This window comes from Paenibacillus sp. GCM10027628, from assembly GCF_042676385.1.
GTDB lineage: Bacteria > Bacillota > Bacilli > Paenibacillales > NBRC-103111 > Paenibacillus_E.
Window position 1 is genome coordinate 17,677 of the sequence record NZ_JBHTHA010000031.1, and the last position, 21,764, is coordinate 39,440.

Annotated in this window: 19 protein-coding genes and 1 other RNA gene; all 20 read right to left on the reverse strand. The window is 46.0% G+C overall.

Annotated elements, in window-relative coordinates:
- Positions 1 to 34: 34 nt before the first annotated feature.
- The 20 genes from ACFQZT_RS20670 to gap all read right to left on the reverse strand — a co-directional run bounded on the left by ACFQZT_RS20670 (position 35) and on the right by gap (position 21,701).
- Positions 35 to 304 carry a heterocycloanthracin/sonorensin family bacteriocin gene (locus ACFQZT_RS20670; protein WP_379302742.1) on the reverse strand — a complete coding sequence of 90 codons (270 nt, stop codon included), beginning with the start codon at positions 302 to 304 and terminating at the stop codon, positions 35 to 37.
- 307 nt (positions 305 to 611) lie between these two features.
- Positions 612 to 1,811: a cytochrome P450 gene (locus tag ACFQZT_RS20675; protein ID WP_379302743.1), complete on the reverse strand. Its 1,200-nt coding sequence runs from the start codon at positions 1,809 to 1,811 to the stop codon at positions 612 to 614.
- Between the two features lie 253 nt (positions 1,812 to 2,064).
- A complete protein-coding gene (locus ACFQZT_RS20680; RefSeq protein WP_379302744.1) occupies positions 2,065 to 2,817 on the reverse strand; it encodes an amino acid ABC transporter ATP-binding protein in 753 nt (250 codons plus the stop codon).
- A gap of 14 nt (positions 2,818 to 2,831) precedes the next feature.
- Positions 2,832 to 3,491 (reverse strand): amino acid ABC transporter permease, encoded by a 660-nt coding sequence (locus ACFQZT_RS20685; RefSeq protein ID WP_379302745.1) that lies wholly within the window; start codon positions 3,489 to 3,491, stop codon positions 2,832 to 2,834.
- A gap of 76 nt (positions 3,492 to 3,567) precedes the next feature.
- Positions 3,568 to 4,347 carry an amino acid ABC transporter substrate-binding protein gene (locus tag ACFQZT_RS20690; RefSeq protein ID WP_379302746.1) on the reverse strand — a complete coding sequence of 260 codons (780 nt, stop codon included), beginning with the start codon at positions 4,345 to 4,347 and terminating at the stop codon, positions 3,568 to 3,570.
- A gap of 376 nt (positions 4,348 to 4,723) precedes the next feature.
- Positions 4,724 to 5,029 (reverse strand): retropepsin-like aspartic protease, encoded by a 306-nt coding sequence (locus ACFQZT_RS20695; RefSeq protein ID WP_379302747.1) that lies wholly within the window; start codon positions 5,027 to 5,029, stop codon positions 4,724 to 4,726.
- A gap of 726 nt (positions 5,030 to 5,755) precedes the next feature.
- Positions 5,756 to 6,442 (reverse strand): hypothetical protein, encoded by a 687-nt coding sequence (locus tag ACFQZT_RS20700; protein WP_379302748.1) that lies wholly within the window; start codon positions 6,440 to 6,442, stop codon positions 5,756 to 5,758.
- Positions 6,442 to 6,924, reverse strand: coding sequence for a TIR domain-containing protein (locus tag ACFQZT_RS20705; protein ID WP_379302749.1), 483 nt, complete (start codon positions 6,922 to 6,924; stop codon positions 6,442 to 6,444). The genes ACFQZT_RS20700 and ACFQZT_RS20705 overlap by 1 nt, the downstream gene beginning before the upstream one ends.
- Positions 6,925 to 7,881: 957 nt before the next feature.
- The gene (locus ACFQZT_RS20710) at positions 7,882 to 9,447 is read right to left on the reverse strand and encodes a TIR domain-containing protein (protein ID WP_379302795.1); all 1,566 of its coding nucleotides are present in this window, start codon (positions 9,445 to 9,447) and stop codon (positions 7,882 to 7,884) included.
- A gap of 382 nt (positions 9,448 to 9,829) precedes the next feature.
- Positions 9,830 to 10,192, reverse strand: a transfer-messenger RNA (tmRNA) gene (gene ssrA, locus ACFQZT_RS20715).
- A 177-nt stretch (positions 10,193 to 10,369) separates the two neighbouring features.
- Entirely contained in the window at positions 10,370 to 10,852 is a 483-nt protein-coding gene (gene smpB / locus ACFQZT_RS20720) for an SsrA-binding protein SmpB (RefSeq protein WP_379302750.1), read from the reverse strand.
- 89 nt (positions 10,853 to 10,941) lie between these two features.
- Positions 10,942 to 13,731 (reverse strand): ribonuclease R, encoded by a 2,790-nt coding sequence (rnr, locus tag ACFQZT_RS20725; RefSeq protein WP_379302751.1) that lies wholly within the window; start codon positions 13,729 to 13,731, stop codon positions 10,942 to 10,944.
- A 30-nt stretch (positions 13,732 to 13,761) separates the two neighbouring features.
- Positions 13,762 to 14,574, reverse strand: coding sequence for an alpha/beta hydrolase (locus ACFQZT_RS20730; protein ID WP_379302752.1), 813 nt, complete (start codon positions 14,572 to 14,574; stop codon positions 13,762 to 13,764).
- Between the two features lie 80 nt (positions 14,575 to 14,654).
- Entirely contained in the window at positions 14,655 to 14,891 is a 237-nt protein-coding gene (gene secG, locus ACFQZT_RS20735) for a preprotein translocase subunit SecG (protein WP_379302753.1), read from the reverse strand.
- A 96-nt stretch (positions 14,892 to 14,987) separates the two neighbouring features.
- Positions 14,988 to 15,704, reverse strand: a complete 717-nt coding sequence (locus ACFQZT_RS20740) for a M50 family metallopeptidase (protein ID WP_379302754.1) — start codon at positions 15,702 to 15,704, stop codon at positions 14,988 to 14,990.
- Positions 15,705 to 15,754: 50 nt separating this feature from the next.
- A complete protein-coding gene (gene eno / locus ACFQZT_RS20745; RefSeq protein ID WP_379302755.1) occupies positions 15,755 to 17,047 on the reverse strand; it encodes a phosphopyruvate hydratase in 1,293 nt (430 codons plus the stop codon).
- 45 nt (positions 17,048 to 17,092) lie between these two features.
- On the reverse strand, positions 17,093 to 18,631 hold the full coding sequence (gene gpmI / locus ACFQZT_RS20750; protein WP_379302756.1) for a 2,3-bisphosphoglycerate-independent phosphoglycerate mutase: 1,539 nt from the start codon (positions 18,629 to 18,631) through the stop codon (positions 17,093 to 17,095).
- 1 nt (position 18,632) lies between these two features.
- Positions 18,633 to 19,388: a triose-phosphate isomerase gene (gene tpiA, locus ACFQZT_RS20755; RefSeq protein WP_379302757.1), complete on the reverse strand. Its 756-nt coding sequence runs from the start codon at positions 19,386 to 19,388 to the stop codon at positions 18,633 to 18,635.
- A gap of 24 nt (positions 19,389 to 19,412) precedes the next feature.
- Complete coding sequence (locus tag ACFQZT_RS20760) at positions 19,413 to 20,594, reverse strand: phosphoglycerate kinase (RefSeq protein ID WP_379302758.1); 1,182 nt, start codon at positions 20,592 to 20,594, stop codon at positions 19,413 to 19,415.
- Between the two features lie 102 nt (positions 20,595 to 20,696).
- The gene (gene gap / locus ACFQZT_RS20765; RefSeq protein WP_379302759.1) at positions 20,697 to 21,701 is read right to left on the reverse strand and encodes a type I glyceraldehyde-3-phosphate dehydrogenase; all 1,005 of its coding nucleotides are present in this window, start codon (positions 21,699 to 21,701) and stop codon (positions 20,697 to 20,699) included.
- Positions 21,702 to 21,764 lie beyond the last annotated feature (63 nt).

Genomic DNA, 21,764 nt, shown 5'->3' on the forward strand with positions numbered 1-21,764 from the left:
GGGGCTTTCCACTATCGTCGAGAACAATTCAACATCAACGGTGGCAGTTATGGCAGTTATGACAGTTTTGGCATCGGTGACAATTAGAGCAATTGAAGCAATTGGAACAGTTAAAGCAATTGGTGCAGGTAAAACAATTGGTACAGTTAAAACAATTAGTACAGTTAAAGCAATTGGTACAGTTAAAGCAAAAGAAGACGCATAATCGAGCATCTTGCTGGCTTTGTGCGTTCCAAGGTGTTACCTCGCTCGCCGTGAACTCAGAAACATTCAACTTCTGTAAATCATTTTTGAAATCATTCATTGTTAAAACCTCCGTTTAATAAATAGTTGTGCCGGAAGCGTACTCTGGCACTTCTTCCCCTGTGAGATCCGGCAATTATTCGATTGCTCCCATGACAACATATGAACTCAGTTCCGCTCTTGTTACTGATTAAAATGCCTATATTTTATTGCTCTTCCTAACTCAACTTTAGGAAACGCATTTTCAGACGACCACCATGGTTTCGCATTACCCTGAATTGCAAAAAGGAGCCCAGCCAAGTTCAATTGGCTAAGCTCCTTAATTAAGCACATATGTTGACTGCCGCAGCGACAACCTGAAATATTCTTTACACTCTCAGCCTCCGATTGAATGAAATAGGATAATTCTTTACACCGAAAACGAAAGAACTCGGAATCGGAATTAATGGTCTTTCCTCAACCAGACTGATTTCTTCGTAACTATTGAGCAGTATTTGTAAAGCGATTTTACATTCAAGCCGTGCAAGTGGCGCCCCTAGGCAGAAATGAATTCCGAAACCAAATGACATATGAGGGTTCGGTTTGCGATAAAGATTAAACTCATCGGGCTCTGGAAACTTGGACGCATCTCGGTTTGCCGCGCCTACCCAGGAAACGACCTGGTCGCCTGCCTGAACAGTTTGATGGCCAATCTCAACATCCCGAGCAGCTATACGGCCAATGGCCACAATCGGCGGGTAATATCGCAGCACTTCTTCAATGAAACTTGGAATTACGTCCGGATTCCGGTAAAGTTCGGTCTGCACTGACGGCTGTTCCGTCAGGATTCGTACCGCGTTGGTAATGAGATTTGTAGTCGTTTCGTTTCCTGCAGCTAAGAGAAGGATGCAAAAACCGACGAGTTCCTTCTCCGTAATTTTTTCCCCATCGATTTCGGCGGCCAATAATGCTGAGATCAGGTCTTCCTGCGGGTGTTTGGTACGGATTTCGAGAATGCCTTTAAAATACAGAGTGAGTTCCTCTATAGCTCGCATTCTTTTTTGAATAATCTTTTGAAAGGCCTCCTCTGTAAAATCTTCAGCACTTTCAACGAGGACATCGGACCATCTCTTAAAATGAGCACGGTCTTCCGCCGGAACGCCAAGCAATTCTGCAATAATGATGACAGGTAGAGGAGTAGCAAAGTGACTTACCAACTCCATCTCATCTCCGGTTGCCTGCTCCAGTAATTCCTCAGCAATCGTTTGAATACGAGGGATAAGCTCTTGAATCGCTCTTGGAGTAAATGCTTTATTCACCAAATCGCGCATCTGGGTATGCTTAGGAGGATCCATAAAAAGAAGATTTTGTCCGGAATTCATGCCCCGGGCAGAAGAAAATAGATTTGGATCTTTCAGTACACGGTGTACATCTTCGTAAGTAAATAGATCCCAACAACTCCTAGTTTGATCGTACCTAATCGGAGTTTCCTTTCTCAGTTTCGAAAATATTTCAAAAGGGAACAAGCGTTTTGCGGCGGAATCTAGTTCGGACATACTTAGCATATTCGCATATTTGGCGTTCTTCATTCGGTTTCTTTTCCTCCTTATAACAGATAAGAGGTAATTTCTGTTATTTAAAGGCGAATTATTCATAAAGAACAAGAAAGGTAGAGTTGCTCACGTTTTAAGAGAAATGCTGCTGAAGTCCTTCTCCCAACTTCCATAACATACAAAAGACACCCTCTCGGGGTGTCCTTTGTTTTGCATGGAGGTAAGCCATGGCGTGGCATATCCACAATTCGCCGCTATATCAGGCTAAGATCGTTAGATCTTACCCCTATCACTGCTGTGCCAAACCAACATTCAAGAAAGCTTTCGTCCGGTCGAACTTCGGATTTGTAAAAAGCTGCTGCGGATGGCCGGACTCGACGATTTCTCCTTTATCGATAAACATGACCCGATTCGCAACTTCTCTGGCGAAACCCATTTCATGAGTCACGACGATCATCGTCATGTGTTCCTCTGCGAGGTTCTTCATCACCTGCATCACCTCTCCCGTCAACTCAGGGTCGAGGGCGGAGGTAGGTTCATCGAATAACAGGATTTCGGGGTTCATCATTAAGGCTCGGGCAATTGCAACCCTCTGCTTCTGGCCCCCTGAAAGCTTAGCCGGATAATCCGATGCCCGCGCGGAGAGTCCGACCTTTTCCAATAATTCCAAGCTTCGGTTCCGAAATCCCGCCATCGGCTCACCTTTAACAATTCGCGGAGCGAGCTCCAAATTTTCCCTCACAGTAAGATGAGGAAACAAATTAAAATGTTGGAACACCATCCCCATCTTGGAGGTGATCCGTTTGATTTCAGAGGGCTTGGCGTAGATTCCATCTTTGACCAAAACCTCATCTGCTACGTGAATCGTGCCGCCATTAATCTGCTCAAGATGAATCAGACTTCGGAGCATCGTACTTTTGCCGGAACCCGAAGGACCAATGACTGCAACAACATCTTTCTTTTCCACTTGAAACGTCATTTGCTTCAGCACGTTCAACTCGCCATAGGACTTACTGAGATTAGCTACTTCAATGATTGCCACACGCGCCATCCCTTTTATTCAAATTTAAATCTTCGCTCCAACCATTTAAAAAACACAGTTAGCAGAAGAGTCATGACCAAATAAATAATGCCCGCAATAAAGAAAGGCATAATGGTGAAGTCACGATTGACCGCCGTCTGGGCAAAATGCAGCAATTCCGGAACTGCAACAGCATAAAGCAGCGCGGTATCTTTAATTAGCGTAATCGACTCATTGGATACCGCAGGCAAAACGACTCGAAACATTTGAGGCAGGATGATTCGTGTCATGGTCTGCCACTTACTAAAACCTAGCACCTGCGAAGCCTCATATTGGCCTTTATCAATCGCAAGCAAACCGCCTCTAAAAATTTCTGCAAAATAAGCCGCATAGTTCAGAATAAAACCTAAACAGGCAGCGGTAAATCGGTCCAGCACCAAATATTGTCCGATCCCCGGCAGCATGGGAAGTCCGAAGCAAATGACGAGCAATTGCAGCAAAAGCGGCGTTCCGCGCATGATATAAATATACGTATGAGCGAGCCACGCAATCGGCCGGTTACTACTTTTCACCGCCAATGTAAGGACAAAACCCAACGGGATGGACACCACAATGGCAATTAAAAACAAAAGGACCGTCATTTTGGCCCCTTCCAGCATAGGGATGACCATCGAAGTGAAATAATCAGCAGACATCTAAAAATACCTCCAAAAACAAAAACGGGATTTCCCAGAAAGAAACCCGATTTTGCCCTATCTTCTTCGATTACGTTTACTTCAAAACTTTATCTTCACCAAACCACTTTTGCGAAATTTTAGCAGCGGTGCCGTCTTGGTTCATCTCGTCAAGCGCTTTTTGCAGCTTTTGAAGCAGCGCCTCGTTGCCTTTCTTCACGCCAATCCCGTATTCTTCAGGAGCAAGCGATTCATCAAGCAGCCTAAAAGTCCCCTTTTCTTTGGACATATAGTACTTAATGACAACTTCATCGATGATCACCGCGTCAATGCGGCCAATCTTCAAATCGTTTAGCGCAAGAACATTATCCGCATACTCCGTAACGTTCTTGACTTTGGATTTCAACGGACTCTCGTTCAATGCGTCTGCCGCCGAAGAGAGGGATTGAAGCCCTACAACTTTACCAGTCAGATCATCCAGCTTGGCGAAATTGGATTTAGCCAGCGTGACAGCCACCTGCGCATTTTTCAAATAAGGTTTAGTAAAAAGAACTTTACCTTTACGCTCGTCCGTAATCGTATATCCGTTCCAAATGAGATCAATCCTGCCGCTGTTCAGCTCGGATTCCTTAGTTGTCCAGTCAATCGGTTGAAAAACTGCCGTTGTACCCATTTTTTCAGCAGCTGCTCGCGCATAATCAATATCAAAACCTACGATCTCATTCTTATCATCGCGGAATCCCATCGGTGCAAATTTATCATCAATGCCGATCACTAGCTTTTTCGCGTCACCTGCATTACCTTTTGAACTCGAACATCCTGTAATTAGAGCAATTGCCGCCGTGATCACTAATGCCATCGTTGCCAATCGTTTCATAAATTCCAACTCCACCTTTATCTTTTGTAGCAATGACTTTATCGCGTTACCACTTTATCAAGAACTACATGATATCATATTTTCCGAGAAAATGTCGATAGAGTTATTGGTAAATGTTCAGTACCTCTATGATACTAGTTCCTTTGCTTCTTTTGAAAAAACCAAGAAGAAGAGTTAACAAACTATACAGAGCATCAGTTCCAAGGGTCCAATAAAAGAAAAGAAACTTCACCACTACTACTGTGGCAAAGCTCCTTTTCATTTTTATCGATTTTTCGTATGTAGGTGTGAGTGGAGTATTGAAATGTCCATCTAACATGCTCCGAAATTAACTCACCGATGACAACCCAAGCTGGATATTTCAATCCCGTGCTCCCTACTTACCAGTTATTATCGGTTCTTTGGAATCAATCACCGAACCAGCAGACTGAATAAAATCAAATCCAAGTGTACCATCGATTAGCATATCATAGTCCATCTCACCAATTTCTACCTCAAACATCCATGAGAATTCTCCCACTCTCACAAAATCAAACCAATTCAAATAAACGATCTCTACGCCGCCTACTCCTCTGATTTTGTTCAAAATGTCACCTGGTTCTACTCTAACTCCTATCTCACCTACAATGTCAGCGCTAAAAATAGTTCCTGCCGAGCCTGTGTCAAGCAGTATATTCTTCAATCGAAACTCCTTTTCCCGGTAACAAATCGTTACTTCAACAAAGGGCAAACCATACCTTATATCTAGGTCCCCGAACCCCTGCCCATTTCTCTCGGAGTTTCAGCGTTTCTCGGGATGTGTGAAAGAAGCCGTACTCTCTGTAAGGCTGCTCTCGATGCAATTCGTAATAGCGTTTCATTGCAACAGCGGAATCATCATATCGATCAATTATAACTACCTCTTCAATAAACCAATAACCATCTTCCGAATGAGACCGTAAAGCTTCACAGACCACCCACTCGTCAGGAAACTGTTCCCGAACTTCTTCCCACCGCATCTAACCACCTCCGAAAAATATATTATAATATAACACATAAAAAGTCTGACAAAGGGAACGCTTCCTGCTAGGCTTAAAACCATACTGTACCTCATATGTAGATTTACATATGGAGGTGAGGGGAGTATTGAAATGTCGATTAGAACTTGCTGACGAAGCTTTCTCACAGGTGACAACCCTAGCGGTACATTTCAATCCCGTACTCCCTCCGCTCACGCTACAGTCCACGCGGACTGAACCCCCCGGGGTTCTTCCCCCGTACCTCCCAGTACAAAACAAAAGACACCCTCTCGGGTGTCCTTTGTTTTGTATGGAGGTGAGCCGTGGCTTTGCAAATCCACAATTCGCCGACGACCGATGCTCAGGTTTTATGGCGAGGCGGCTTAGTACGTCAGAAATCTAAGTTACAACTATTTCATCTTGTCCCAAAGGTCTTTAAACCAACTAACTGTTCTTGTTGAAAAACTTGGGGACTTTTCGTGTGAAAATCTTTTGAGTTCCTGTGAATAATTGTAGAGCTCTTTGTTTACTAATTTCATATCTTTGACTATCTCATCGTAATGACTATACTTCTTTTGAATTTCCTGCGGTGACAGTTCTTTATTTTCTGGTTCTTTCAGGGCATCATCATACCACTTTCTAAATTTCCCTTGCCATTTAGTTAAGTGAGGTCTTAAACCCTCGTTTAGCACATCTGTTGAGAACTTTACTATCTCCTGAGCATTTTCATTATCTTCTAAATCATGTGCTGGCAATTCAATCAAGTAGTCTCTGGTCGAGGTAAACAATTGATACCAGGAATCGTAAACCTCAGTAATAATGTCATCGTCTTCATCAATTGGTATTGCAGCTTTTCGAGTTGTCAACTGAACATACAATTTCCATGCAATATCCTGTTCTTTTCCAGATAAAGAAGCTCTGTTAAATTCATAAGTACCTAAATTAAAAGGTCCATTAATCACGAGCTTTCCTGGGTTATATGACGTAAACCAATGTGTAATAACTAAAATTATACCCAATACAATAAGACTAAGCCCAAACCCAAGAAACAATTTTCGCTTCCGCCTCCTTTTAACTCCCCTCCTTAGCCCTGCCATTAACTATTTCTTTTTCTCCTAGGACGCGAATTGCGTACAAGGCTATCCTTTGTTCGATTGTTAAAAGCTTGTTCTATTTTTGATTCTAGTTGAGTAGAGAGATTTTTCCAATCCATTGTCACGGCATATCCACTATCAATATTATCCTGCAGGCGGGCAGGAGTATCCCCAGCAGTCGGAAGATAAATGCCTAATAAACCATTTCGCGAGCGGCTTCCATACGGCCTTAAAGAGGCATATATTTCCCAATCGACCCACTTGCGTCCTGAAGTTTCATTTCCAATTAAAACGATTGTAACTGTAGATTCTTTTAAATGCTTCGTTCGGATTTGCTCTAAGATGTAATCATCATCGTCACTATCTATCTCCTCATCCAAAGAACGATCGATAATAGTATTATTTGCTCCATACGCCGTTTTTAGATAATCTGCTTTTGCCTGATCGTTTGCATGATGATAGCTTACAAAGACTTTGTGTGCCACAGTTAACCCCTCCAAGAATTGATTAAAGTATAATGGACCCAATTCAGCACTTAGAAAAGCCGAGTACTTCTAGCATTATATACCTATAACCATTTTCTGTAAATGAAATCCGGGGATCATACGTTCGAATTCAGTTTTTCACACTCACAGAGTAAAGAGACTGTGACAAGGTGACATCGATGACTGGATTTGACACGCGGGGACTATTGCTAAATCTCCAGATATTAAACCCCTGTCCGAAGATAACGCCACATAGGCTTCTAAGGGTGTAGTAACAGCTTTGAGATCACCCTAGTGCCCCATTCTGAAAAGGCATCTTCTACATTAAAGGATTCTTGTTAAAATAGCCCCAACATTTACATTCAGGGAAAGATATTGACTATCCTGCCTCTACACCAAAACTGCGCAATCGCGAGTAAATTTCCTCGCCAACTTCTTGTAACATTGTATTATTTGCAAAGTGACTTAACCCGTTATCAACTATCTGTAACGCATTCTTTAAGTGCTGATTTGCAAGAGATGAATATCCGATAGAACGTTGTTTCTCACTTTTCTTTATTTCAATTCTTGCTCTAATACTAAAGCTATGAGGTTCTCTTTTATATTTAATATTTATATCAACTAAACGTGGAAAAAACCTTCTTAGTTATCTTATAAAACTTTATTTCAGCGTTCACTACAAGCTCGTATTAGTCACGCACTCAACCAACTATGAACAGTGCCAGAAGAAATTGGAACGAAACTAAAGTCGGGAAACGCTCTACAGCATGAATTTATAAACGTGAGTTTTGATTTTAAGCTCCTGTTTGTTTAAGAAATCTGATTAAGATTGCCGTGTAACGCAAAAAGGAGCTTACCACTTTTGTGGCAAAGCTCCTTTTCGTTTTTGTGGATTTACCATATGGAGGTGAGCCGTGGCTTGGCAAATCCATAATTCGCCTGCTTATATTTGCATGGTTAGAAAAACGATAACTGAACTCCCTGATCATCTTCTTCCCGTTTATCTTTTATCTTATTTTTGCTTCCTGTATTTTCTGCACTTGTAGCAATCCTAAGTTCAGATAATTTTTTCATGAGGATTTCTGATATATATTTTATCTGCGTTTCAAAATTACTATTTCTATCAAAATCTATACCACCAATTTTTGACGTTTCATCAAACAATCCAACAGGAGCATCATTAAACCAGATTGGAATTACACTACCTTCACCAAATCGATCTTTAAATTGTTGTGATTCAAATTGAGTCCAGATTCTTTTTGGATAATTCGGCCCTAATAGTACAATTACATACTGAGCTTCACTTCTATATATAGGCCCAAGATATTCTTCAACATTTTCAGCTAATATCCTATGTTGTTCATTCTTGTCGTAAAAAACAGATACTTCTTCTTCACGTAAACATGTAAAGAGAGCTTCCGCTACATCCCTATCACTACCAGCAAATGAAAGTGCAAAATCATATATTGACTTAAAGTTAATCGTTTTATAACCGATCTCTAATACAAACTTTTTCCATTGGATATTTCTTATATAATATACAAATTTCGGGTCTTCAACACTTATTACATTTGTATTTGCTTCGAAATGAATACAATCAGCGAATAATTCTGATTTATCACCTTTTAGAAAACTTTCTAGGTATCCTTGTTCCATTACAGTATTGACGCTGCTTCTGTGCTCAGGATATTTTCTTATAGATTGATTGAGGTCGAGAGCCCATTCATTACTAATAGCGAGCCAGAATAAAATATGTAAATAAGGAGCCCTGCCATCTTTTCTTAATTTTGGACCTGTAGCAAAAGCTCTAGCTGTTTCATAAAATACCCTGCTTAAATCTTCAAAAACCTTTTGCTTAATTACTTCTAAACTCGTAGTAATAGCAAAAATATTTTCCTTAGCCTCAAGTACATCTCCATGAATACAAATTTCCTTACATAGCATTTGTGCAATATGGAAACTACCTTGTGCTTCTCTGACAATATCACCTTTAGTATTAATTGTAATGTTTAAAGCTTTTTCTCCGCTTTCGATCAGTTCAATAATTTTTTCTACAGGGTTTGACTCAAATCTTATTGTGTCTATTCTATTATTAAGATCCCTTGCAAACTTGACCAGTGAATCTCCAGCTTTGTTGATGCCGACAATAACTAGTTTAGTTAATGATGATTCCTCATCTGCCAATGTCTTCATATAATCTGCAATTGAATTTTTAGTCTCAGGATCTAACCTATGGAAATCATCGATTATTATTATTCCCTCAGGCTCGGTATGTGGTATTTCTTTAATAATGGCTAATTCTTTAGCTTTTCTAGCAGTTAGTTTTGTAACTTTGGTTTCAATTCCTAGTTCTTCTAAACCCTTAGAAATACTTGATGTCTTCCCAATACCAGATGGCCCCTCTACAACAAGACCCTTACCTTGAGTTCTTAGAGATACAAGTAACTTTCTATATTCCATTGGCTTTACAAATGTATATGTTGGTACACCGGAATCTTTAAATACTTCATGTAGGTACGGCATAGACACAAATATTCACCCTCAGTTCAACGTTGAATTACAAAACCTATACATGTAATCATAAATTAAAATATCATTAATGACAATAAATGAGAATTTCAGGCTCACATGATCATTTTTATTAAATGTTAAAAGAAGCTCTAGCCAATATGCGGCTGAGCTCCTTTTAACATTGTGGATTTACCATATGGAGCGAGGGGAGTATCGAAATGTTCATCCAACTTGCTATCGAAGCCAACTCAACGATGACAACCTTAGCGGTACATTTCAATCCCGTGCTCCCTTCACTTAAGCTCCGGTCCGCGCGGACGAACCCTCAGGGGTTCTTCCCCTGTATCTCCAAATTAAAATACAAAAGACACCATCTCGGGTGTCCTTTGTATTTTAATGGAGGTGAGGGGAGTCGAACCCCTGTCCGAAAATATCGCCACACAGGCATCTACGGGTGTAGTCACAGTTTTGATGTCACCCGAGCAGCGCGCCGTAACCCGCTCTGCGTTGGGTCAGCCTGATTGTCTTCCTACGTTCGACCCCAGGCGGAGACCAAACGTCGTATCCCACTAAGGTTGGGCCCCTATCCCGGCACATGGGCGATGCAGGGTAGAAGCTTAACAGTCAGGTTATTAAGCTGCTGCTAAAGTTGTACGTTGGTTGCCATTTAATAGGCTTTAGCGTTGATAAAGCGGACGCGTCCCCACTACCCGCAACCCATGCTCAAACTATCCCCGTCGAATCCAAGAACACCCCCGAATTGTCTTCAACTTCGCCGTCAAACGAAGGAAGATAAAAGGCATTGCTTTGATCAACTCATTGAGCAATTTTGTTGCTGTTTCCTTACTGCTTACTTAGTATAACACATGTGGCCGTAAATTGAACCGCTAGGTTCATGGAAGCTAAGGTGCCGCTTGCCAATATACCCACTAGCTTATCTAGCAACCTTTTGCTTCTCGCGTAATGCACGCTGAATATCACGTTGAGCGTCTTTCTTCGCTGCGCTTTCACGCTTGTCGTACTGCTTTTTCCCTTTGCCAAGTCCCAGCAGCAGCTTGGCGTAGCCGTTGCGGATGTAGATTTTCAAAGGAACGAGCGTATAGCCTTCTTGCTTGGACTGTCCTAGCAATTTAGCGATCTCTACCTTTTTCATGAGCAGTTTCCGCGCCCTTGTCGGGTCGGTCGGATTGCTGCGGTTGCCTTGCTCGAACGGGCTGATGTGCATGTTGTGCACGAAAGCTTCGCCGTTGCGAATCGTTGAAAAGCTATCGCCCAAGTTCGCTTTGCCTGCCCGTAAGGATTTGATCTCCGTGCCGGTCAGGACAATGCCACACTCGTACGTATCTTCAATAAAGTAATCGTGCGACGCCTTCTTGTTCTGGGCGAGCACTTTGCCGTCGGCCTTTTTCGTTGCCACGTGAGATCCTCCTCCCGCGCGTGTAAAATCAAGCTACAATTGTGCAACTTATTGTAGCAATTCCGTGGCGGAAAAGCAAGAAGCGGCGATTATCTCCGCCGCTTCTTGCTGCCGCCACCGCCGCCGTCCGTTCCGCGGCGGCGACCGCCTTTGGCGAGCGCGTTCACGCCGCTCGCCCAATCGCTTCCGCCCGCGCTGCCCGCAGCGGGCGCTCCACTGCCGGCGCCGCGACTCTCGCGGCCGGCGCCAACACCCGCTAGGGCTTCGCCCCCTAGCGCAATGCCCCCGCGGCCGCGCTTGCCACGGCCGCCACGCTCCGCGCCAGCTCCGGCAAAGCCGCTGTCGCTCGCTCTCCCGCCATCGCCGCGTCCGCCTCGCGCGCCTTCGCCCTGTCCACGGCCGCCTCTGCCGCCGTAGCCGCCAGCGCCTCTGGCACCTTCATTCCTGCCCGCTCCATCTGCGTTCCCGCCTCTGCCGCTCTCACTTCGCCCGGCGCCGACCGCCTGCAGTCTCTCCGTGAGACTGCCTCCACCCTTGGCTGCGCTTTTGCCTTTGCCACCTTTCCCCTTCGAGGCAGCAGATCCACCTTTACCTCCGGCTTTGCCACCGCCGACAAATCCGCCCGCTTTTCCGCGACCTCCGCCGCCGTTGCGGCCGCGATCACGATCTCCGCCACCTCCGCGGCCTTTAAATCCGGGCTTATCGCCGCCACGCAGAAAGCCCGGTTTCCCGTTGGTACGCGGCTTCATATCCACCATCTCAAAATCAACTGTGCGCTCATCCATATTTACGCGCGCCACACGAACCTTGGCCCCATCGCCAATACGGTAGATACGGGACGTACGCTCACCAATCAGCGCATGCTGCATCTCGTGATAATGGTAATAATCATCCGTCAGATCGCTCAAACGGATCAGTCCCTCGACGGTATTATCCAGTTCTACGAAAATACCAAAGTTCGTAACGCTCGAAATAATCCCTTCGAATTCTTCGCCAACTTTGTCCAGCATGAATTCGGCTTTTTTCAGCGCCTCCGTTTCGCGCTCAGCTTCAACGGCAACACGCTCGCGTTCCGAGGACTGCCGAGCAATGTCATCCATCCGCGACCCCAAATACTCATGACGCTTATCCGACAAAGCCCCGCTCGTCAGCACCTCGCGGATCACACGGTGAATAATCAAATCCGGATAACGACGGATCGGCGATGTGAAATGCGAGTAAAATTCAGCCGCCAAACCAAAATGGCCTAAACTTTGTGAATCGTACCGCGCCTGCTTCATCGAACGAAGCATGACCTTACTAATAACCGTCTCTTCAGGCGTATCTTTAATTTCTTCCAGCAAAGATTGAAGCGCGCGAGGATGCACGGTATTTCCTTTACCCCGAACGACATAACCGAAATTCGTAATAAACTCCATGAAATGCATCAATTTTTCAGCATCAGGATCCTCGTGAATCCGATATAGGAAAGGAACCTTTAACCAATGAAAATGCTCTGCAACGGTTTCATTCGCCGCTAGCATGAACTCTTCGATCATCATCTCGGCGATTGAACGTTCTCTTTTCACAATATCCGTTGGCTTGCCTTCGGTATCGACGAGGATTTTAGACTCCTCAAAATCAAAATCAATCGCCCCGCGCTTCATCCGTCTGCCGCGCAGCTTCATCGCCAGCTCTTCCATCAGCTTGAAGTCATCCATCAGATACTCGTAGCGCTCCACAATCTCAGGCTCAGCTTCGCCTGTCAGCAGTTTGCGCACATTCGTGTAGGTCATTCGTTCACTGGTTTTAATTACACTTGTAAAAATATCATGCCGAACAACGTTCAACTGCTCGTCAAACTCCATCTCGCAGGACATCGTCAACCGATCCACACGTGGATTAAGCGAACAAATTCCGTTAGACAACCGATGCGGCAGCATAGGAATTACACGATCCGTCAAATAAACCGAGCACCCTCGGTTATACGCTTCTTGATCTAAAGCAGAACCTTCGCGTACGTAGTAGCTAACGTCAGCAATATGAACGCCCAGCAAGTAATTTCCGTTCTCTAGCCGCTCTACATTGACAGCATCATCCAGATCCTTGGCATCTTCGCCGTCAATTGTAACAATTCTTTTATTCCGCAGATCCCGACGTCCCTGATCGACAATCTCTTCCTCAGTGATAGAATCCGGAGCCGCGTCAGCCTCCAAGATCACTTCCTCATGAAATGCCTCTGGCAGCTGGAATTTACGAACAATCGCCAAAATATCGACACCCGGGTCGTCTTTATGCCCCAGAATTTCAATGACTTCACCTTCCGCAGCAGCGCGCCCTTCCGGGTAACTAACGAGCTTGACCACAACCTTTTGGCCCGTAACCGCCCCCATAAAAGCATGCTGAGGGATGAAAATATCCCGCGAAACCCGCTTATCATCCGGAATGACAAATGCATAGGTTTCCTGGCTCTGAAAAGTTCCCACAATCTGCGTGTTTGCGCGGCTGATGACGCGGACAACTTCGCCTTCCATCCGGCCTCCGGCCTGGCTTTTAGACGTAATCCGCACAAAAATCATATCGCCGTTCATCGCCGTGTTCATATCGTTCGCATGAATATACACGTCCGGGTGCTCCCGATCGTCGGGGATGAGGAAACCGAATCCTTTGGCATGCGCCTGGAGCTTGCCTCTAATTAAATTCATCCGTTCCGGTACGCCATACCGGTCATTGCGAGTGCGCAGAATGAGTCCGTCCTGTTCCAGCTGATTCAAAATTTTCAAAAATTCCTTAAAATCATTCGCGTTTCCAATGCCAAAATGCTTTTCAAGCTCTTGATACGTCATCGGCTTATAAGCCGTTTCTTGCATAAAACTTAATATCTCTTTATCTGTAATCATAATCTCTTCACCTTCTCGTTGTTGTTGAGCCTAGCTATATTCCGCCGCTGCACCAGGTTCCCTTACTTCACAGTATGCCATCTGAAGGGATTGGATAAACGAAGAAATATCTGCATAGATTTGCTCTCGCTCTTGATCCAGCAGCATACCGTGCGATGACTGCGGGTAGTAATGAATTTCTTTAACTCTGGATCGAGTCTGTTGATGTAAGTATTCGGCACTTTCGTGCAGCACAACAGCATCTCTCGTTCCTTGGCCGATCCATATCGGGGCATCTACTTGGGGCAGCAGGCCCTTCACCTGTTTTAATAGTTTACGCAAACTAACGACGCAACGAATCGGCGTTTTGGTATACGCACATGACTCATCTAACAAAGTGGGGTTGTTTTTGGGTTTCTTTTCCATATAATCAATGAAATGTTGAAGTAGTGCCGCGAGCACGATCTTCCTAGTCGCCAGAAAAATTGGTGTTGCCAGCGATACTATACCTGCTGTCTGACGTTCTACAGCCAGTTTCAACGCCAGCAGGCCTCCCATCGAATGTCCCATCACGACTACGCTCTTGCAAATGGCTGCAAGCGAGTCAAAACTCTCCAGCACATGCCCATACCAATCCGTCCATCCGGTACGCATCATTTCCTCGGGTGTTGTCCCATGTCCCGGTAACCTTACCGCGTTGACGGTGTATCCCTGATCCTGCATCAAATAACCGATTCGCCTGAATTCCGAAGGCGATCCTGTGAATCCATGCACCATCAAAATGCCCATATCCCGATTCGTTCCACTGCCTAGCCAAAAGAAAGGGTCGGTTGATTTGTAAATTCGCTCTTCGATGTCGTCCAACTCCTAACATGGGTGAATGGCTGTGTAAAAAGAAAAAACAGCAGGAGTAGAGTTCCCCTGCTGTTATCGTTTTATGTGTGTTAGCCTTTCACTACGTATGCTACGACAATCGAGAGAATGAAAAATGCAGCGGCAAGCCCCATCGTAAAACGGGACAAAAATAATTCCAAACCGCGCGCCTTTTGCTTACCGAACAGGTGCTCAGCACCGCCGGAGATGGCACCGGACAAGCCTGCACTTTTACCTTTTTGCAGTAGTACAACGCAAATTAATCCGATCGAAGCTATGATCAACAAAACCTTCATAAAGATTACCATGTTAGCACCCCAATTGCCTGTTCTTTGCTTATACAACTAGCACTAAGTATTTTAGCACAGTTTGTCCTAGATTACAAGAAAAGGGGGAATCCCCCATTAATCCCGAAAGGTTGGAACCGATGTTTGCGTTCTTGGCGCTCTAGATCCTTTTTTACGCCCAAGAAATGCCTGCACGGCTTGCTTCGCGCACCATAACGCGAAAAGTGTGAAGATGACCGCCCATACAACGGCTGGAACGCCCGTTTGCAGCGCCAGATTTGTCGCATCGCCGGCCCTGCGTGCATTTTGCACTGCATAGACGATTAAGGAGAACGGACCGAAAACCGATTCCTCCAAGCAAATAAAAGCGACCAGTAAGTAATAAAAATCACGAAGCCATTTTGGCGTCAAGGCCAACACGAGTATGGTCAGCACGATAAAGCCGATCAACCAGGTTACGCCGAACATGTTCCGGACGAAGAGCACCAACGAAAGGACTGCGAGCACCGTCATGATCTGCAGGCCAAGCCTTTGTTTCCCTCTCGAATAAGCCGAAAACAAAAACCATGCAAACAGGGAAGCCGTGAAGTACCCGGCTAATGAAACAGGGAGCACTGCCCACGATTTCGTGATCGACGAGTACGTCACTCCGCTATGGTCGGCGTACAATTCAATGTACATAACCTTGCCGGATAGTGCCAGCGTCACAACAGCATGACCAAACTCATGCACCATCGTATCGAGATTGCGGAAAAAAGAAGAGGGGATCAGCGGCAAGTGTGTTAGCAGCGCTGAACCTATTATAAATAAAATAGTCTTCAACCAGTTGCTCATTGCCGTGATCCCCTCTCGGTTGTGTATTTAGTTATATACTACGTTTATTCTTACTTGAAGTTTCTCAAGTTGTAAAATGCTTTTTTGCCTGCATATTGAGCTACGGAGTGCAGCTCGTCTTCGATGCGAAGCAATTGGTTGTACTTCGCTACGCGGTCCGTACGGGATGGAGCACCAGTTTTGATTTGGCCTGCGTTCGTAGCAACTGCGATGTCAGCGATTGTGCTGTCTTCGCTCTCACCGGAACGGTGGGAGATAACCGCTGTGTAACCAGCGCGTTTCGCCATTTCAATCGCATCGAAAGTCTCAGTAAGCGTTCCGATTTGGTTAACTTTAACCAGAATGGAGTTACCGATACCTTGCTCGATACCTGTGGACAGACGGGATGTGTTTGTAACGAACAGGTCGTCACCAACGAGTTGAACTTTTTTGCCCAGTTTCTCAGTGAGCAATTTCCAACCTTCCCAATCGTCTTCGGAGCAGCCGTCTTCGATGGTAATGATTGGGTATTTGTCAACCCACGCGGACAGGAATTCTACAAACTCAGCAGGTGTGTAGGATTTGCCTTCGCCTTCAAGGTGGTATTTACCATCTTTGAAGAACTCTGTGGAAGCAACGTCCATACCCAGGAATACATCTTCGCCTGGTTTGTAGCCTGCTTTTTCAATCGCTGTGATGATTGTAGTAAGAGCTTCTTCGTTGGATGTGAAGTTAGGTGCGAAACCGCCTTCGTCACCAACTGCTGTGTTCAGGCCTTTTTCTTTCAGAACGGATTTCAAGCTATGGAAAATCTCTGCGCCAACGCGAAGAGCTTCTTTGAATGTAGGTGCGCCAACCGGCAGAACCATGAACTCTTGCACGTCTACGTTGTTATCCGCATGCGCGCCGCCGTTGATGATGTTCATCATTGGAACCGGCAATGTTTTCGCGTTGAATCCGCCAAGGTATACGTACAAAGGCACGTCCAAAGCGTCAGCAGCTGCGCGAGCCACTGCCATGGAAACCGCAAGAATTGCATTAGCGCCTAATTTGGCTTTGTTAGGAGTTCCGTCAAGCTCGATCATTTTGTTGTCGATGCCGACTTGATCAAGAGCGTCCAGACCGATAATTTCTGGAGCGATGATTTCGTTAACGTTGTCAACGGCTTTCAGAACGCCTTTACCGAGGTAACGGCCTTTGTCACCGTCACGAAGCTCAACAGCTTCGTATGCGCCTGTGGAAGCGCCTGAAGGAACGATTGCACGGCCGAAAGCGCCGGATTCGAGGTACACTTCTACCTCAACAGTTGGGTTACCGCGGGAGTCCAGGACTTCGCGTGCATAAACATCGGAAATAATTGTCATCGTTTGCTACACTCCTTTTAAAATATGGTGATTCTTATTAAAACATTACCGTTTAATAATTGTGGAACCCGTCATTTGCTCCGGTTGCTTCACTTGCAGGAAGTCGAGCATCGTAGGAGCAATATCTGCCAAAATTCCGCCATCTCTTAGTGTAACAGATTTGTCCGTCACAATGAAAGGCACGGGATTTGTCGTATGGGCGGTGTTACGAGTGCCGTCCGGATTCGTAACTACATCAGCGTTACCATGATCGGCTGTGATGCAGACCACGCCGCCTTTGGCCAGAACAGCTTCTACAACCCTGCCTAAGCACTCGTCGGTAGCTTCGATCGCTTTCACTGTCGGCTCCAGAAGCCCGGAGTGTCCGACCATGTCCGGATTCGCAAAGTTTAAGATGATGACGTCTTGGCGCTCCGCTTCAATCTCTTTCACGGCAGCGTCCGCTACTTCGTAAGCACTCATCTCAGGCTGCAGGTCATACGTCGCCACTTTCGGTGATGGGATGAGAATCCGAGTTTCACCGGGAAGCTCAACATCACGACCACCGCTAAAAAAGAAGGTTACGTGCGGATATTTTTCCGTCTCGGCAATGCGCAGCTGTTTCAAGTTGTTCTGAGCCAGTACCTCGCCGAGCGTGTTGTCCAAATCTTTCGGTTTATACGCGACAAAGCCGTCTACAGATTCACTGAACAGTGTCAGACATACGTAGTATAAGCCTTTAGGCGCTTTGTCTCCGCGATCAAAACCACGGAAATCTTCATTCGTAAATACTTGCGAAAGCTGGATCGCACGGTCAGGACGGAAGTTGAAGAACACCACAGCGTCTCCGGACTCCACAAGTCCTACCGGCTTGCCGTCTTCGCTAGTGATAACCGTCGGCATCACGAATTCGTCGAATACGGATTTTTCATAAGATTCGATAATCGCTTGCATCGGATCGGTGTATGCCGGGCCTTCGCCATAAACCATGGCGCGGTAGGATTTCTCCGTACGCTCCCAGCGTTTGTCGCGGTCCATTGCATAATAGCGGCCTTGAACTGTAGCGATTTTACCTACGCCGACTTCGGCGATTTTGTTCAGCAAGCTCTCCATGTACTTCTTCGCGGAATCCGGTGCTACATCGCGACCGTCCAGAAAAGCGTGGATATATACTTCGTCGAACTGCTCTTTCTTGGCCAAGTCAAGCAAAGCGAACAAATGTTGGATGTGGCTATGTACGCCGCCATCGGAAAGCAATCCGTAAAGGTGAAGCTTTTTGCCGTTCGTTTTCGCATGACGCACAGCGCCTAGCAGCGTTTCATTGTCGTAGAATTCGCCATCACGAATCGATTTGGAAATACGGGTCAGGTCCTGATATACGGTGCGGCCTGCACCGATGTTCAAGTGTCCTACTTCAGAATTCCCCATCTGGCCTTCCGGCAAACCTACAGCTTCACCGCTTGCAATTAAGGTTGTATGTGGATAAGTCGACCAGTAACGGTCGTAATTTGGCTTTTTCGCATGAGCAACGGCGTTGCCCTGCTCTTCCGAGCGAAGCCCGAAGCCGTCCAGAATGATCAGCGCTACCGGTTTCGGTCTGGACATCTTACTTCGCCCCCTCGACGAGTTGGATGTAGGAAGCAGACTCCAGGCTTGCTCCGCCTACAAGCGCACCGTCAATGTCTGGTTGAGTCATGTACTCAGCAATGTTGTTCGGCTTCACGCTGCCGCCGTATTGGATGCGAACCGCATCAGCGACGGACGCGCCGTACAAGCCGCTCACGAGCTGACGGATGTAACCGATAACGTCTTGCGCATCCGCTGCCGTGGAGGACTTGCCGGTGCCAATCGCCCAGATTGGCTCATAAGCGATAACGACTTGCGCCGCTTGCTCTGCGCTAAGGCCTTGGAAAGCCGCTTCCGTTTGCACTTTGCAAACGTCTTTGGTTTGACCCGCTTCGCGCTCTTCGAGCTTTTCGCCTACGCAGACGATCGGGGTTAAGCCGTGTTTGAACGCCGCTACGACTTTTTTATTTACGATCTCATCGGTTTCAGCGAAGTAAGCTCTGCGCTCGGAATGTCCGATAATTACATACTCGACGCCAAGCTCTTTCAGCATTACGCCGCTGATTTCGCCCGTGTAAGCGCCATTGTCTTCAAAGTGAAGATTCTGTGCGCCAACGTGCAGGGTCGTGCCTTTAACAGCTTCAACAAGAGCTGGAAGGTTCGTGTATGGAGCGCAGATTACGCTCTCCACGCCGTCTACTTCTGCTTTACCTTTTACTTCGTTCACGAAGCTCACCGCTTCGGAAACGGTTTTGAACATTTTCCAGTTACCCGCGATAATAGGTTTTCTACTCATTTGTACGCCTCCTTAGCTTAAAAATTATTTGTCGTTCAGGGCCACAACGCCCGGCAATGCTTTGCCTTCCATGAATTCAAGGGAAGCGCCGCCGCCTGTGGAGATGTGATCCATTTTATCAGCCAAATGGAATTTCTCAGCTGCCGCTGCGGAGTCTCCGCCGCCAATTACCGTATAACCGGATGCCGTAGCGCAAGCTTCTGCTACAGCGCGAGTTCCGTGGGAGAATGGCTCGATTTCGAATACGCCCATAGGTCCGTTCCAAACAACAAGCTTCGATTTAGCGATCGCGTCTGCATAAATCTCACGCGTTTTAGGTCCGATGTCGATACCTTCCCACTCAGCAGGAATGCCGTCAACGCCGACGATTTGTGTATTCGCGTCTGCACCGAATTTGTCAGCAACTACGATATCCACTGGAAGCAGGAAATTCACGCCTTTTTCTTTCGCTTTCGCGATGAAGCTCAGCGCCAAATCCAATTTCTCGTTATCTACCAGGGATTTACCGATCTCGTAGCCTTGTGCTTTGAGGAACGTATAGGACAGGCCGCCACCAATGATGATGTTGTCTGCGATGTTCAAGAGGTTGTTAATGACGTCGATTTTGTCTTTTACTTTCGCGCCGCCGACGATAGCCGTGAAAGGACGCTCCGGATTGTTCAGCGCTTTGCCGAGCACGTCCAGCTCTTTCTCCATCAGTAAGCCTGATACAGCTGGAAGGTGATGCGCGATGCCTTCTGTGGAAGCGTGGGCACGGTGAGCCGCACCAAATGCATCGTTCACATACAGGTCAGCCAATTCAGCAAAAGCTTGCGCCAAAGCGGGATCGTTCTTCTCTTCGCCTTCGTAAAAACGAACGTTTTCGAGCAGCAAAACTTCGCCGTTTTGCAGCGCAGCTACTTGAGCTTTCACCGTTTCGCCGATGGCTTCATCAGCTTTCACAACAGGCTTGCCAAGCAGCTCCGATAGTCTTACAGCAACTGGAGTCAAGCGAAGCTCTTCTACAGCTTGACCTTTTGGACGGCCAAGGTGACTCGCCAGGATCACTTTCGCACCTTTTTCAATCAAAAATTTGATTGTAGGCAGCGTCTCTCTAATACGCGTATCGTCTGTGATTTTACCATTTTCCAAAGGTACGTTGAAATCAACGCGAACAAACACTCTTTTCCCTGCCACTTCAACATCGCGAACACTTTTCTTATTCATGCAACAGACCCTCCCGAGGCGATTTTAAACAACTTCATTATACGTGAAATCGAACATAAAGAGGAGAATCGCTTCTCCTCTTTATGGGTGTTTGTTTATGAATTACAGGCCTTTGCTTGCGATGAAAGCTGCAAGGTCAACAACGCGGTTGGAGTAGCCCCACTCGTTATCGTACCAGGAAACCACTTTCAGCATGTTGTCGCCAACTACCATTGTGGACAGAGCATCGATTGTGGAGGAAGCTGGGTCGCCGTTGAAGTCGCTTGATACAAGCGGAGCATCCGTGTAGTTCAAGATGCCTTTCAAAGAACCGTTAGCTGCTTTTTGCAATGCTGCGTTTACTTCATCAACAGTTACGTTAACTTTAGTCTCTACAACCAGGTCAGTTACGGAAACGTTAGGTGTAGGTACGCGCATTGACATACCGTTCAGTTTGCCTTTCAACTCAGGCAGAACCAGACCGATTGCTTTTGCTGCGCCCGTGCTGGAAGGAATGATGTTCTCAGCTGCTGCGCGAGCACGACGAAGGTCTTTGTGCGGCAGGTCAAGAACGGACTGGTCATTCGTGTAGGAGTGAACAGTTGTCATCATACCTTTTACGATACCGAAGCTATCGTTGATTACTTTTGCGAATGGAGCCAAGCAGTTAGTCGTACAAGAAGCATTGGAGATTACTGTATGAGCTGCCGGATCGTATTTATCTTCGTTAACGCCAAGGACGATCGTGATATCTTCGTCAGTTGCCGGAGCGGAGATAATAACTTTCTTAGCGCCGCCTTTCAAGTGAAGGGAAGCTTTTTCTTTCGCTGTGAAAATACCAGTAGATTCTACAACGATTTCTGCGCCAACAGATGCCCAAGGAAGGTTTCCAGGGTCGCGCTCAGCGAATACTTTGATGGAACGACCGTTAACGATCAGTTCGCCTTCGCCAGCTTCAACTGTAGCGTCAAGTTTACCGTGAGTTGAGTCGTATTTCAGCAAGTGAGCCAAAGTTTTTACATCTGTCAAATCGTTGACTGCAACGATTTGCACTTCAGAGCTGTTCAAAGCTGCACGAAACACGTTACGTCCGATACGTCCGAAACCGTTAATACCTACTTTTACCATAGCGAATTCCTCCTAATAGTTAAAAAATATTATATATTTCAAGACGATGTCTACAGGAGACAC

Bases quoted from the DNA above. Each gene is read 5' to 3' on its own strand.
- ACFQZT_RS20670 (WP_379302742.1), bottom strand. From the start codon at position 304: ATGAATGATTTCAAAAATGATTTACAGAAGTTGAATGTTTCTGAGTTC.
- gpmI (WP_379302756.1), bottom strand. From the start codon at position 18,631: ATGTCCAGACCGAAACCGGTAGCGCTGATCATTCTGGACGGCTTCGGG.
- ACFQZT_RS20700 (WP_379302748.1), bottom strand. From the start codon at position 6,442: ATGGCAGGGCTAAGGAGGGGAGTTAAAAGGAGGCGGAAGCGAAAATTG.
- eno (WP_379302755.1), bottom strand. From the start codon at position 17,047: ATGACAATTATTTCCGATGTTTATGCACGCGAAGTCCTGGACTCCCGC.
- gap (WP_379302759.1), bottom strand. From the start codon at position 21,701: ATGGTAAAAGTAGGTATTAACGGTTTCGGACGTATCGGACGTAACGTG.
- ACFQZT_RS20740 (WP_379302754.1), bottom strand. From the start codon at position 15,704: ATGAGCAACTGGTTGAAGACTATTTTATTTATAATAGGTTCAGCGCTG.
- ACFQZT_RS20710 (WP_379302795.1), bottom strand. From the start codon at position 9,447: ATGCCGTACCTACATGAAGTATTTAAAGATTCCGGTGTACCAACATAT.
- ACFQZT_RS20675 (WP_379302743.1), bottom strand. From the start codon at position 1,811: ATGAAGAACGCCAAATATGCGAATATGCTAAGTATGTCCGAACTAGAT.
- secG (WP_379302753.1), bottom strand. From the start codon at position 14,891: ATGGTAATCTTTATGAAGGTTTTGTTGATCATAGCTTCGATCGGATTA.
- ACFQZT_RS20760 (WP_379302758.1), bottom strand. From the start codon at position 20,594: ATGAATAAGAAAAGTGTTCGCGATGTTGAAGTGGCAGGGAAAAGAGTG.
- ACFQZT_RS20690 (WP_379302746.1), bottom strand. From the start codon at position 4,347: ATGAAACGATTGGCAACGATGGCATTAGTGATCACGGCGGCAATTGCT.
- ACFQZT_RS20685 (WP_379302745.1), bottom strand. From the start codon at position 3,491: ATGTCTGCTGATTATTTCACTTCGATGGTCATCCCTATGCTGGAAGGG.
- tpiA (WP_379302757.1), bottom strand. From the start codon at position 19,388: ATGAGTAGAAAACCTATTATCGCGGGTAACTGGAAAATGTTCAAAACC.
- rnr (WP_379302751.1), bottom strand. From the start codon at position 13,731: ATGATTACAGATAAAGAGATATTAAGTTTTATGCAAGAAACGGCTTAT.